The sequence below is a fragment of the Algibacter sp. Ld11 genome, from assembly GCF_045066735.1.
GTDB lineage: Bacteria > Bacteroidota > Bacteroidia > Flavobacteriales > Flavobacteriaceae > Algibacter.
Map to the genome: position 1 here is coordinate 83166 of NZ_JBISHH010000011.1, position 12691 is coordinate 95856.

Consider the following 12691-nt stretch of genomic DNA (forward strand, 5'->3'; position numbering starts at 1 on the left):
TATATCAAAACTCTTCTAAAATGCAAACAGAAAAAGTAGTAGATTACATTGTAAATTGGTTAAAAGATTATGCAACAAAAGCTGGAGTAAACGGTTTTGTAATAGGTGTTTCTGGCGGAATAGACTCGGCAGTTGCATCTACATTATGCGCAAAAACAGGCTTAAACGTTTTATGTATTGAAATGCCAATACACCAAGCCGAAAGCCACGTAACACGGGCACAAGAGCATATTGCACAACTATCTAAACGCTTTGGTAATGTTAGCGATACACGAACAGATTTAACACCTGTATTCGAGTCTTTTAAAACAGAATTATTTTCTGACGGCGATAAGGCAACAGTAGATATGGCATTGGCCAATACTAGAGCTCGATTACGTATGACTACCTTATACTACTACGCAGGGCTTTATAAACTGTTAGTTGCCGGAACCGGTAACAAAGTTGAAGATTTTGGTGTTGGGTTTTACACCAAATACGGCGATGGTGGTGTAGATTTAAGCCCAATTGCAGATTTACTAAAATCCCAAGTTTATGAAATAGGCAAATTTTTAGAAGTTCCTGAATCGATTATGAAAGCAGCTCCTAGTGACGGACTTTTTGGAGATACAAGAAGCGATGAAGACCAAATTGGCGCCTCGTACCCTGAGTTAGAATGGGCTATGTCTATGGATGAAGCAGGAAAAACCGAAACTGAATTTTCAGGTCGAGAACTGGATGTTTTTAAAATTTACAAAAGATTCAATTCTAGCAATAAACACAAAATGATTCCTATACCAATATGCGATATCCCTGATAATTTGATGTGATTTTTGCAAAATACGTAAAAAACTCATACATTAGCCCCGAGCTTTTTTCTTTCAAGTAGTATATTCTCTCAACCCTTTACAATGAAAGCTCGAAAAACTATGATAAAATTATTAATAGCAGACAACCATCCTATTACAAGGAAAGGATTAGAGGTGCTTTTTTCTGCCTCTCCAAACATTGAAATTGTTGGAAGTCTACAAGACGGAAATGACATTTTAGACTTTATCCGAAAAAACGACGTGGACATTATTTTAACCGAAGCTGATTTCCCTAAGCTCAACGGATTAACACTTTTACGTTATTTAAAAAATGATTTCCCTGACATTAAAACCGTTATTTTTAGCGGAGAACCTGAAGAAGTTTATGCAATAAATGCTATTAAAGCAGGAGCTTCTGGATTTATTCATAAATCTGTAAATGTGATTACTATCAACGAAGCTATTTTAAAAGTTTACGATGGTGGTATTTATTTAAGTAATGACCTAACCCAACAATTAGCGTTTGGGAACAGAGTAAACAAAGGCTCTGGAACGTTCTACAAAAAACTATCTACTAGGGAGGCTGAAGTTTTGAAGCTTTTAACTATTGGTAGAAAAAACAAAGAAATCTCTAAAGAATTAGACATTAACGAAAAAACAGTAAGCACTTATAAAGCGCGTTTAATGCGTAAGCTTAAAGTAACAAACCTTATTGATTTAGTTAACCAAGCAAAACTAGCAGAACACCTATAGTACGCGGTTTAATTTTCGAGATAACAACATTTTAAGACCCGAATAGTCTCTTACTTCTTCTAGTATGTTTCTATTCGAGTCTTTTTTATTTTGAAGAGTTTCTTGCTGAAATTCCTTTACTTTTTGATCTATTAAAAAACAACGTAAATTCAATATAGTTTCACTTACTAGTTGCGCTATACTCATTTTCTTCTCCTTCGGAAAAATATTCATCCTATTCCAATCGTCTAAAGCATAGCGATCATCATCCATTAATATGGTTGTAATTTCACTAGACATATCTGTACTTACAGTATTGATGAAGGTTTTCAGCTCAAACTTAGTATCCTGATTTAATCTATCAATAATAGTATAATACAGCTCTTTAAATTGTGTATTTGTAAACTCCATTTCATCATCTTGCAAATCCAAAAATACTTTTTCAAATACTTTTGCCTCATGAACAACGGGCTCCAAAACCAAATCTCCTTTTTCGTTTTCTTTTAAAACCAAATCTTCAAACTCCTCAATTTCATTACCATAAAGTAATAATACTTCAATAATTTTTCGTTCTAAAAGATACTGAACGTCTACTTTTTTAACCGGCTCTTTATTAGTAATGACCTCGAACGGATAATTATCTGGCGGTCCTTCTCTAGGGTCTTGATTCGGATCCATATTCGGATCCATATTGTAATTCTGCTTATTAGTTGCTGGTTTCGAACTATTATCTTTAGCCGTTTTACTATCAATTTGGGCAAGCGTACTGAATAATACAGACTCACTCATATCCATGATACGCGCGCACTCTTGAATGTAAATTTCTTTCTTTATGTGATCAGGAATTTTAGAAATACTATTTACAATATCTCTAACGGTATCTGCTTTTCTAATCGGATCGTTTTTAGACTCTTCGAATAAAATAGAGGCTTTAAATTGAATAAAATCTTTAGCATTTTCAGATAAATATGTATTAACCTCTTCTAGCGTATTTTGCTTTGCAAAACTATCGGGATCTTCGCCCTCTGGAAATGTACAAACCTTAACATTCATACCTTGTTCCAAAATTAAATCGATACCACGCAAGGATGCGCGCATACCTGCCGCATCGCCATCAAAAAGTACTGTAATATTTTTAGTAAGCCTATTTATTAATCTAATTTGGTCTGGCGTTAAAGCGGTACCAGAAGATGCTACAACATTAGTAATTCCTCTTTGATGAAACTGAATAACATCGGTATATCCTTCTACTAAATAACAATTATCTTCTTTTGCTATACTTTGCTTGGCATGATAAATACCGTAAAGCACTTTACTTTTGTGGTAAATATCGCTTTCTGGCGAATTCATGTATTTAGCAGCCTTTTTATCGAGAACCAAAATACGCCCACCAAAACCTAAAACACGGCCACTCATACTTTTTATAGGAAACAAAACACGCCCTTTAAAACGATCGAAACGCTTATCTTGCTTTACTATAGTTAGTCCTGTTTTTGCAAGGTAATCAATATTATAACCTTGCTTTAAAGCCTCATCGGTAAACCCTTGCCATTCGTTTAGGGAATACCCTAAATCGAATTTTTTAATAGTTTCTTCTGTAAAACCACGCTCTTTAAAGTAACTTAAACCAATAGATTTTCCTTGGTCTGTTTTATGAAGAATTTTCTGAAAATATGTATTTGCGAATTCACTAACTAAATACAAACTTTCACGCTCGTTAGCTTGCTCTTTTTGCTCGTTAGATTGTTCGGTTTCTTCAATTTCAATATTATATTTTTTTGCTAAATACTTTATCGCTTCTGGATAAGTAAAATGCTCGTGCTCCATTAAAAAAGACACTGCTGTACCACCTTTTCCTGTAGAGAAATCTTTCCAAATTTGTTTCACCGGAGACACCACAAAACTCGGCGAGCGTTCATCACTAAAAGGACTCAATCCCTTAAAGTTACTTCCTGCTTTTTTTAAGTTTACAAAATCGCCGATAACCTCCTCTACTCGGGCGGTTTCAAATACTAAATCTATGGATGCTGGTGATATCAAATTTATTTTTTTAAAGTAAAAATAATTTATTATTCAAATAATAGCGATTCTTTTTAAGCGAATTCAGCTTCAAAAAGGGCTTTAAAATGTTTTAGTAATTTTTCTTTTACCTCAACCTCATCAACTGTTTTTTGAGCTAACTCTACATTAAGTGATGTCACTGCTTTACCGCGAATACCACATGGTATAATATTATCAAAATACCCCAAATTAGCATTTACATTTAATGCAAATCCATGCATGGTAACCCAACGACTAGCTCGCACGCCCATGGCGCATATTTTTCGAGCAAAAGGTGTTCCTACATCAAGCCAAACACCTGTTTCTCCAGGACTTCGTTCTGCTTTTAAACCATATTCCGCTAGGGTTAAAATAATCATTTCTTCTAAAAACCGTAAATATTTATGAATATCGGTAAAAAAATTCTCCAAATCTAAAATGGGATAGCCAACAATTTGCCCAGGTCCGTGATACGTAATATCTCCGCCACGGTTTATTTTATAAAAGCTCGCGCCTTTTTCAGCTAATTGAATTTCATTTAAAAGTAAGTTCGACAAATCGCCACTTTTACCTAAAGTATATACGTGGGGATGTGTAACAAACAAAAAATAGTTTTTGGTTTTTAAAGAGGTTTCCTCTCTCCTATTCTTTATTTTTGCATCAACAATACCCTTAAACAAAGCCTCTTGGTAATCCCAAGTATCTTTATAATCTTTATGGCCTAAATCCTGCAGTTCAATTTGCTTATTCATAGGCTGCAAAATTACAATATTTTAAGGAGATAGATTAATCTAAAATAGTATTAAGACGAAAGCAAAATTAATATATGTCTAAAAAGAAATTCACCATTCAAACAAATCCTTTTATCGTTCCAACTACGGACGGTAAAGTTATTAAAGAACATTTTGGAAACATCACCGATGGCAATAAAGACATCAGTATGGCACACATGAAAGCACCTGCAGGTTGGAGCGAGCCTTTTCAAACACCAGAATTTGATGAGTTTACTTTTATCATTAGTGGTAAAAAACAATTTATAATAGACAATGAAACTGTTGTTCTAAAAGCTGGTGAATCTATAAAAATTGAACGTAATACCCGTGTTCAATACTCTAACCCGTTTACCGAAGTTTGCGAATATATTGCTATTTGCACACCCGCATTTTCAATAGATTTAGTAAACCGAGAAGATTAAAAAATGAAAAAATACATTCCAAAAATTGTTGGTTTCAGTATAAATAGCATTGGCCTATTGGCTCCTAAATACGCTGCACATTTATCAATGACTTTGTTCTCTTCTCCTAAAAAAGGTAAGACAAACGAAAAACAAGCAAATTATTTAAAAGGCGCCAACCAAGATGAAGTTATCTGTAAAGACATTACTATTAAAACCTACCAGTGGACCGGCAAAAAAGACACCGTTTTATTGGCACATGGTTGGGAAAGTAACACCTACAGATGGAAAGACTTAATAGAGCTCCTAAGAGCTAAAGACTACAATGTCGTTGCTTTAGATGCTCCTGCGCATGGAAGCTCTGGAGGAAAACTTTTTAACGCTTTAATTTATTCTGAATGCATACATGCTGTTGCGAAAAAATTCAATGCTTCTGTAATTATAGGTCATTCAGTTGGTGGTATGGCTACGGCTTTTGGTAATTACAACTATCCATTACCTCATGTAAAAAAACTTGTGCTTTTGGGAGCTCCCGCAGATTTTACAGGTGTTTTTTCTAGATATATAGATATGATGGGATACAATAATCGAACATCTAAAGCCATGGGAAAATATGTATTAAAACGTTTTAATCACTTGCCCGAATATTTCGATGCTGCAAAATTTACTAGCAATTTCGAAGAGAAAGGACTTATAGTGCACGACAAAAAAGACAGGATTATTCCCTACAAGGATGGCCTAAAATTTAAACAGAACTATGCAAATGCTGAATTTGTTTCTACAAAAGGTTTTGGACATGGTTTAAAATCAGAACTTGTTTACGACCATATTTTAGACTTTTTAAACACTTAATTAACCTATTTTTGCAAGATGGAAGTACAATTAAAACGTATTAATAAATTTTTGAGTGAAGTTGGATATTGCTCGCGTAGAGAAGCCGACAAATTAATCGATGCTGGACGAGTAACTATTAATGGAAGCGTACCAGAAATGGGTACCAAAATAGCTCCAAACGATGTGGTTTGTGTTGATGGCAAAGAAATAACCAACACAAAAACCTCTTTCGTGTATCTCGCATTCAATAAACCTATCGGTATTGTTTGTACAACAGACACTTCTGTGGAAAAAGATAATATTATCGATTTTATAAATTACCCAAAACGTATTTTTCCTATTGGACGATTAGATAAGCCGAGTGAAGGCTTAATTCTATTAACCGATGATGGCGATATTGTAAACAAGATTTTACGCGCGAGTAACAATCACGAAAAAGAATACGTGGTAACGGTAGACAAGCCCATTTCTCAAACGTTTATTGAACGTATGGCAGGAGGTATCCCATTAGAAGAATTAAAGAAAACCACCAAGAAATGTGAGGTTCAAAAAATAAACTCTCATACATTCAAAATTATTTTAACACAAGGTTTAAATAGGCAAATTCGTCGTATGTGCGATTACTTAAACTACGAGGTAGAGTCGTTAAAACGTGTTCGAATTATGAATATTAAACTCGATATGCCTATTGGTGAATATCGCGAATTAAGTAAAGAAGAATTTATTAATTTAAATAAGCTTTTGGAAGATTCTACAAAAAATTATGAAGACAACAAAAGACGAAACCCATAAAAAAAGGCCTTAAGTTTAAACTTAAGGCCTTTTTATTTTTTTATTTCTATGTGTTAACTTTTGGTTTCTGTAGTATTCAAACTGTCTTCCGTTTCCTTTGGCTTTTTCCAAACCATTAAGCAAACACCTGCCCAAATTAAAGCAATAATAACCATTCCAATAATAAAAGCCATTTCTCCTTCATCTAGCGAGCTATCTTTTACTCCAAAAACATAAAATCCCCAAATCGCGAATAAAACTACTTGTCCAACAAAATAAGCAATAACTCCTGTTTTTGTTAAACGTTTTAATACTAATGCATCTAGCATAATCTCTTTTCTTAATTGCTTAAATTCGGTTTTTTATTGCATATTTCTTTCTCGAGCCAATAATGTATTTTTCAGCAACATCGCAATCGTCATTGGGCCAACACCTCCAGGTACTGGTGTAATATAACTTGCTTTTTTACTTACACTTTCAAACTCTACATCTCCAGCTAATCTATAACCTGCTTTTTTAGTAGCATCTGGCACACGCGTAATTCCAACATCTATTATTACAACATCTTCCTTAACCATATCTCCTGTTAAAAACTCAGAAATACCAATAGCAGCAACAACAATATCAGCTTCTAAAGTAATTTCTTTTAAGTTTTTAGATCGACTATGCACTACAGTAACCGTAGCATCACCAGCTTTTCTTTTCTGACTCATTAAAATACTCATTGGGCGACCAACAATATGACTTCTACCTAAAACAACCACGTTTTTACCCGAAGTTTCTATTTGATAACGCTCTAGCAATTCCATAATACCGTAAGGTGTTGCAGGTAAAAAGGTAGGTAAATCTAAAGCCATTTTCCCTACGTTTGTTGGATGGAAACCATCAACATCTTTATCTGGATTTACAGCCATTAATACCTTTTGCTCATCGATGTGTTTTGGCAGTGGTAATTGCACTATAAAACCATCAATATCACTATCGGTATTTAATTGATTTATTTTTTGAAGTAATTCTTCCTCAGTAGTATAATCTGGTAAATCTATTAAAGTAGAATTAAAACCAATACGCTCACAAGCTTTTACTTTTGCATTTACGTAGGTCATACTTGCACCATCTGTACCAACTAAAATAGCAGCAAGATGTGGCACTTTTTCTCCTTTAGCAACCATAGCACTAACATGCTCGGCGATTTCATCTTTAATATCGTTACTTACTTTTTTTCCGTCTAAAATTGTCATCTTTTATCTGTTTTCATCACAAATTCACGAATATATTTTCGAAAAAATGCTTAAAATATAATCTCTATTTTTTATTTTTTTGACTACTTACTGCTGACTCAATTACTGTCGGCTTATTTCATATTCTGCATCATCTGCATCATCTTCTTTCCGCCACCACCTTGCATCATCTTCATCATTTTGCTCATCTGGTTGAATTGCTTTAAAAGTTGATTTACTTGTTGTACAGAAGTACCAGAACCTTTACCTATTCTTATTTTTCTACTTGCGTTAATAATAGCAGGATTTGTTCTTTCGCTTGGCGTCATAGAATGAATAATAGCTTCAATACCTTTAAAAGCATCATCATCGATATCTACATCTTTAAGCATTTTACCAGCACCTGGAATCATCCCCATAAGGTCTTTCATGTTTCCCATTTTCTTTATTTGCTGAATTTGCTTTAAGAAATCGTCGAAACCGAATTGATTCTTAGCAATTTTCTTTTGAAGTTTTCTTGCTTCAACCTCATCAAATTGCTCTTGTGCACGCTCTACTAAAGACACCACATCTCCCATACCTAAAATACGGTCGGCCATACGTGATGGGTAGAACACATCGATAGCTTCCATTTTCTCACCAGTACCAATAAATTTAATTGGTTTGTTTACTACCGACTTAATAGAAATTGCTGCTCCACCTCGTGTATCACCATCTAATTTAGTAAGGATAACACCATCGAAGTTTAAGACATCGTTGAAAGATTTTGCAGTATTTACAGCATCTTGTCCCGTCATAGAATCTACAACAAACAAAGTTTCTTGAGGATTGATAGCTTTATGGATGTTTGATATCTCGGTCATCATGGCCTCATCTACAGCTAGACGACCCGCGGTATCAATAATAACCACATTATGTCCGTTTGCTTTTGCGTGAGCAATACCGGCTTGCGAAATAGCTACCGGATCGGTATTACCTCTATCACTAAAAACCTCTACACCAATTTGATCACCAACAACATGTAACTGATCTATTGCCGCCGGACGATAAACATCACAGGCTACCAATAAAGGTTTTTTTGTTTTTTTGTTTTTTAAATAATTTGCAAGTTTACCAGAAAAGGTTGTTTTACCAGACCCTTGTAAACCCGACATTAAAATAATACTTGGCGTACCAGATAAATTAATACCTTCTACATCGCCACCCATAAGTTCGGTAAGCTCATCTTTTACAATTTTAACCATTAATTGCCCTGGTTGCAGGGTGGTTAAAACGTCTTGCCCTAGAGCCTTTTCTTTTACTCGGTTGGTAAAATCTTTAGCTATTTTAAAATTAACATCGGCATCTAAAAGTGCACGACGAACTTCTTTTAAAGTTTCGGCTACGTTTACTTCGGTTATGCTTCCGTGACCTTTTAATACGTGTAAGGCTTTATCTAATTTATCGCTTAAATTATTGAACATGGTTTTTAAGTATTGAGTTGGCAATCCGCACTTGACAGTCCATGGTTGGCTACCCAAGAGTTAACGGCTTGCTATCTTATTAAAAATGAAGTGCAAAAATAATGAAATATTTTGTTTTTTTCGATGAATTTACCCGTTTTTGTTCCGCAAGAATTCAGGCAACAAAAAGAACGAAGCAAACTAAAAACCAAACTATTAGCTACAAATTCCAAACCTACAGAATAGAATTTATAAGCTGAAATATTACAGGCAAAGAAGACTAACCATCAATTTGGGGTGATTAGAAAAACTGATTATTTAATAAATGAAAGAATTTTATTATATCAAATATTATAATTAACCTTGCTGTTCACAAAAAACAAAACCTATGAAAACCTACTTTAAAATTTCATTAACATTATTAATTTCTCTAATGATAAGTTGTTCAGGTGACGACAACAGCAATTCTGAAGACAACATTTCCAATCAAATATTACAAGGACAAGTATTTGGAAATGATTTTACAGCTTTAGGAGGTAAAGCATTCGATTCTGGCGAAGATATTTCTGTAAACATAACAAATATAGCCGCCGACTGTGAATCTTCTGTTCTTGATTATGACCTAGAAATATCTACTTACGTTACACCTGAAGTAGGTGTTTATGAAGGGATAAATGTTGTTTTCAATAAAGATGGAGAAGCTCCCCTAAACTATTTAGATAGTATTGTTGAAGTAACATCGCTTACTGACACTGAAATTACTGTGAAAATTAAAGCCGTTTCCAGCTCTGAGAATACTATTGAAGGTATATTTACAGTACCTTATTGTAAATAAAACATATTTTAATCTTATTAAAAAAGGCGTAACAATTATTAATTGTTATGCCTTTTTTTTATTCTAATAAATAAACTAAAACTTAACTTTTAGGATTATTTAAAATAACTAATGCTGCAATTACGCCTGGCACCCAGCCACAAAGCCATAGCAAAAAAACGATAATTATTGATCCGCAGCCTTTATCTAAAACGGCTAAGGGCGGACAAATAATTGAAAGTAAAACTCTCCAGAAACTCATAATGATTTGATTTTGATTGATGATTTTAATTATTTGACGTTTTATCGATTGTTTTGTTACAGTTATTACCGAATTTTTCAATTCTTAAAACCTTAAATTTACTTAATAACGCTATAACCAGCTGCTTTTACAAATAACTTCGTTATGATCTATGCGCTAGGGATAGCAGTGAAAAGCCCACAGTAGTGCCAATGGTAATTGGCACTGCGAGGACTTGCAACGCATAGCCCGACCCTTGTGGTAGCGCCCAAAAAAAAATGGGTAATTGATAATGGAAAATGGGCTGCCAAATGTTTATCTTTGTGCCTTTAAAATTTTTAGAGCATTTAGACTATGTCGCAATTATCAGAACAAGAACTTGTAAGAAGAGAGAAATTAGTAAAATTACGCGCTATGGGTATTAACCCATATCCAGCGGATTTATACCCTGTGACCCACACATCGAAATCGATAAAACAGGATTTTATTGAGGAAAAACAGGTGGTTGTTGCTGGTAGATTGATGGCAATAAATATACAAGGTAAAGCATCGTTCGCGCAGTTACAAGATGGTGAAGGACGAATTCAGGTTTACTTTAACCGTGACGAAATTTGTGCAGGTGAAGACAAAACCAAATACAATGATGTTTTTAAAAAATTACTAGATTTAGGTGATTTTGTTGGTATTGAAGGTAATTTATTTACAACTAAGGTTGGCGAAAAAACTGTTCGTGTTAAAGATTTTACTTTATTAAGTAAAGCTTTAAAACCACTACCATTACCAAAAGAAAAAGACGGAAAAGTATTTGATGCTTTTACGGATCCTGAATTACGTTATCGCCAACGCTATGCCGATTTAGTGGTAAACCCACACGTAAAAGAGGTGTTTGTCAAGCGTACTAAATTATTTAATGCCATGCGTTCGTTTTTTAACGATGCTGGATATTTTGAGGTTGAAACTCCGGTTTTACAACCTATTCCGGGTGGTGCGGCGGCTCGCCCATTTATTACACACCACAACAGTTTAGATATTCCTTTGTATATGCGAATTGCCAACGAGTTGTATTTAAAACGACTTATTGTTGGTGGATTTGATGGGGTTTACGAATTCTCGAAAAACTTTAGAAATGAAGGTATGGATAGAACGCATAATCCTGAATTCACAGCCATGGAAATCTACGTATCATACAAAGATTATAACTGGATGATGGATTTCTGCGAGCGACTTTTAGAGCATTGTGCTATTGCCGTAAACGGAACTAGCGAAGCTACTTTTGGTGAGCATAAAATAGATTTTAAAGCACCTTACGCTCGTGTTACTATGGCCGATTCTATTAAACACTTTACTGGGTTTGATATTACTGGTAAAACCGAAGATGAAATTAGAGCAGCCGCAAAAGGTATGCACATTGAGGTGGATGAGACTATGGGTAAAGGAAAACTAATTGATGAAATTTTTGGTGAAAAATGTGAAGGCAACTACATACAACCAACCTTTATTACAGATTACCCAAAAGAAATGAGCCCGCTTTGTAAAGAGCATAGAGATAACCCAGAACTTACCGAACGTTTTGAGTTAATGGTTTGTGGTAAAGAAATTGCAAATGCCTATTCGGAATTAAACGATCCTATTGACCAACGTGAGCGTTTTGAGCACCAATTGAAACTAGCAAAAAAGGGAGACGATGAAGCTACGGAGTTTATAGATGAAGATTTTTTACGCGCTCTTGAATATGGTATGCCTCCAACATCTGGTATGGGTATTGGTATGGACCGCTTAATTATGTTTTTAACAAACAACCAGTCTATACAAGAAGTTCTATTCTTTCCGCAAATGCGCCCTGAAAAGAAAGCATCTTCGGTTGAATTAAATGAAGATGAGAAAACCCTACTTGCACTAATTGAAAAGGTTGAAAAAATAGATTTGAACGCTTTAAAAACTCAAAGCGGCTTATCTAATAAAAAATGGGACAAAACCATTAAAGGTTTAACTAAAAACAACTTGGCTAAAGTTTCCAAAACCGATGAAGGACTTTTTGTAGAAGCTCTTTAGAAACTAAAAGAAAGTTTATAACATAAAAAAGGCCCGTAATTTTTATTCAAATTACGGGCCTTTTAATAACTAACTAACTTATCAACTTTTATGAAATTAATTTAAGATTAACTACTTCTTAAATTCTATACAAAGAAACACTCTAAATCTGAAACCTTTACACTTGTTTAGATTTGTTTAACATGCTTTCAATCAATTTTATAATTTCATTAAGATTAAAACGAAGCGTTTGTTAATTTTTTAAGAAAAACAGTCTTTACAAACTTATTTCTTGAACATAAAAAAGCCCGTAATTTTTAATAAAAATTACGGGCTTTTTAACTAACTAAATTAACTAATCAACTTTATGAAAAAAACTTAAGGTTAACTACTCCTTAAACTCTATACAAAGAAACACTCTAAATCTGAAACCTTTACACTTGTTTAGATTTGTTTAACATGCTTTCATTTAAATTTATCTTTTCTTTAAGAGAACGCTAATCCATTTGTTAATTTTTTAAGACAACGATGTTGATATGTGATTTTAAAGCAATAAAAAAGCCCATAACATTTAACAAGGTTATGGGCTTTTTTTACTAACTAA

The 12691-nt window shown here is 34.0% G+C and carries 13 protein-coding genes; 7 read left to right on the top strand and 6 right to left on the bottom strand.

Going from position 1 to position 12691, the window contains the following annotated elements; translation table 11 throughout:
• The first annotated feature begins 20 nt into the window (after window positions 1–20).
• On the top strand, window positions 21–809 hold the full coding sequence (nadE, locus tag ACJJV4_RS05750; protein WP_405292510.1) for an NAD(+) synthase: 789 nt from the start codon (window positions 21–23) through the stop codon (window positions 807–809).
• A 99-nt stretch (window positions 810–908) separates the two neighbouring features.
• Window positions 909–1541 (top strand): response regulator, encoded by a 633-nt coding sequence (locus tag ACJJV4_RS05755; protein ID WP_405292511.1) that lies wholly within the window; start codon window positions 909–911, stop codon window positions 1539–1541.
• On the opposite strand, the gene dnaG is transcribed toward ACJJV4_RS05755, so the two are convergent.
• Both dnaG and lipB read right to left on the bottom strand, forming a co-directional pair.
• The gene (gene dnaG / locus ACJJV4_RS05760) at window positions 1536–3560 is read right to left on the bottom strand and encodes a DNA primase (RefSeq protein ID WP_405292512.1); all 2025 of its coding nucleotides are present in this window, start codon (window positions 3558–3560) and stop codon (window positions 1536–1538) included. The genes ACJJV4_RS05755 and dnaG overlap by 6 nt on opposite strands.
• Window positions 3561–3613: 53 nt before the next feature.
• Window positions 3614–4312 carry a lipoyl(octanoyl) transferase LipB gene (lipB, locus tag ACJJV4_RS05765; RefSeq protein ID WP_405292513.1) on the bottom strand — a complete coding sequence of 233 codons (699 nt, stop codon included), beginning with the start codon at window positions 4310–4312 and terminating at the stop codon, window positions 3614–3616.
• 74 nt (window positions 4313–4386) lie between these two features.
• Here lipB and ACJJV4_RS05770 point away from each other — a divergent pair, with 74 nt between their 5' ends.
• From ACJJV4_RS05770 to rluF, 3 genes are read left to right on the top strand one after another with little or no spacing between them, the layout of a single operon-like run.
• The gene (locus ACJJV4_RS05770) at window positions 4387–4755 is read left to right on the top strand and encodes a cupin domain-containing protein (protein WP_405292514.1); all 369 of its coding nucleotides are present in this window, start codon (window positions 4387–4389) and stop codon (window positions 4753–4755) included.
• Between the two features lie 3 nt (window positions 4756–4758).
• Window positions 4759–5586 (top strand): alpha/beta fold hydrolase, encoded by an 828-nt coding sequence (locus tag ACJJV4_RS05775; RefSeq protein WP_405292515.1) that lies wholly within the window; start codon window positions 4759–4761, stop codon window positions 5584–5586.
• Window positions 5587–5604: 18 nt separating this feature from the next.
• Window positions 5605–6360 carry a 23S rRNA pseudouridine(2604) synthase RluF gene (gene rluF / locus ACJJV4_RS05780; protein ID WP_405292516.1) on the top strand — a complete coding sequence of 252 codons (756 nt, stop codon included), beginning with the start codon at window positions 5605–5607 and terminating at the stop codon, window positions 6358–6360.
• A gap of 53 nt (window positions 6361–6413) precedes the next feature.
• Here the strand turns inward: rluF and ACJJV4_RS05785 are convergent, their stop codons facing one another.
• The 3 genes from ACJJV4_RS05785 to ffh all read right to left on the bottom strand — a co-directional run bounded on the left by ACJJV4_RS05785 (window position 6414) and on the right by ffh (window position 9022).
• Window positions 6414–6668 carry a hypothetical protein gene (locus tag ACJJV4_RS05785; RefSeq protein ID WP_405292517.1) on the bottom strand — a complete coding sequence of 85 codons (255 nt, stop codon included), beginning with the start codon at window positions 6666–6668 and terminating at the stop codon, window positions 6414–6416.
• Window positions 6669–6701: 33 nt separating this feature from the next.
• Window positions 6702–7580 carry a bifunctional methylenetetrahydrofolate dehydrogenase/methenyltetrahydrofolate cyclohydrolase FolD gene (gene folD, locus ACJJV4_RS05790; RefSeq protein ID WP_304405996.1) on the bottom strand — a complete coding sequence of 293 codons (879 nt, stop codon included), beginning with the start codon at window positions 7578–7580 and terminating at the stop codon, window positions 6702–6704.
• Between the two features lie 113 nt (window positions 7581–7693).
• Window positions 7694–9022, bottom strand: coding sequence for a signal recognition particle protein (gene ffh / locus ACJJV4_RS05795; RefSeq protein ID WP_304406037.1), 1329 nt, complete (start codon window positions 9020–9022; stop codon window positions 7694–7696).
• Window positions 9023–9389: 367 nt separating this feature from the next.
• On the opposite strand from ffh, the gene ACJJV4_RS05800 reads away from it, so the two are divergent.
• Window positions 9390–9836, top strand: coding sequence for a hypothetical protein (locus ACJJV4_RS05800; RefSeq protein ID WP_405292518.1), 447 nt, complete (start codon window positions 9390–9392; stop codon window positions 9834–9836).
• 82 nt (window positions 9837–9918) lie between these two features.
• Here the strand turns inward: ACJJV4_RS05800 and ACJJV4_RS05805 are convergent, their stop codons facing one another.
• Entirely contained in the window at window positions 9919–10077 is a 159-nt protein-coding gene (locus ACJJV4_RS05805) for a YqaE/Pmp3 family membrane protein (RefSeq protein WP_405292519.1), read from the bottom strand.
• A gap of 333 nt (window positions 10078–10410) precedes the next feature.
• On the opposite strand from ACJJV4_RS05805, the gene lysS reads away from it, so the two are divergent.
• On the top strand, window positions 10411–12108 hold the full coding sequence (gene lysS / locus ACJJV4_RS05810) for a lysine--tRNA ligase (protein ID WP_405292520.1): 1698 nt from the start codon (window positions 10411–10413) through the stop codon (window positions 12106–12108).
• Window positions 12109–12691: the final 583 nt, after the last annotated feature.

What these genes read in the sequence shown, in the direction of transcription:
- lysS (WP_405292520.1), top strand. Translation starts at nt 10,411, where the DNA reads ATGTCGCAATTATCAGAACAAGAACTTGTAAGAAGAGAGAAATTAGTA.
- nadE (WP_405292510.1), top strand. Translation starts at nt 21, where the DNA reads ATGCAAACAGAAAAAGTAGTAGATTACATTGTAAATTGGTTAAAAGAT.
- ACJJV4_RS05770 (WP_405292514.1), top strand. Translation starts at nt 4,387, where the DNA reads ATGTCTAAAAAGAAATTCACCATTCAAACAAATCCTTTTATCGTTCCA.
- ACJJV4_RS05775 (WP_405292515.1), top strand. Translation starts at nt 4,759, where the DNA reads ATGAAAAAATACATTCCAAAAATTGTTGGTTTCAGTATAAATAGCATT.
- ffh (WP_304406037.1), bottom strand. Translation starts at nt 9,022, where the DNA reads ATGTTCAATAATTTAAGCGATAAATTAGATAAAGCCTTACACGTATTA.
- ACJJV4_RS05755 (WP_405292511.1), top strand. Translation starts at nt 909, where the DNA reads ATGATAAAATTATTAATAGCAGACAACCATCCTATTACAAGGAAAGGA.
- folD (WP_304405996.1), bottom strand. Translation starts at nt 7,580, where the DNA reads ATGACAATTTTAGACGGAAAAAAAGTAAGTAACGATATTAAAGATGAA.
- ACJJV4_RS05785 (WP_405292517.1), bottom strand. Translation starts at nt 6,668, where the DNA reads ATGCTAGATGCATTAGTATTAAAACGTTTAACAAAAACAGGAGTTATT.
- ACJJV4_RS05800 (WP_405292518.1), top strand. Translation starts at nt 9,390, where the DNA reads ATGAAAACCTACTTTAAAATTTCATTAACATTATTAATTTCTCTAATG.
- rluF (WP_405292516.1), top strand. Translation starts at nt 5,605, where the DNA reads ATGGAAGTACAATTAAAACGTATTAATAAATTTTTGAGTGAAGTTGGA.
- ACJJV4_RS05805 (WP_405292519.1), bottom strand. Translation starts at nt 10,077, where the DNA reads ATGAGTTTCTGGAGAGTTTTACTTTCAATTATTTGTCCGCCCTTAGCC.
- lipB (WP_405292513.1), bottom strand. Translation starts at nt 4,312, where the DNA reads ATGAATAAGCAAATTGAACTGCAGGATTTAGGCCATAAAGATTATAAA.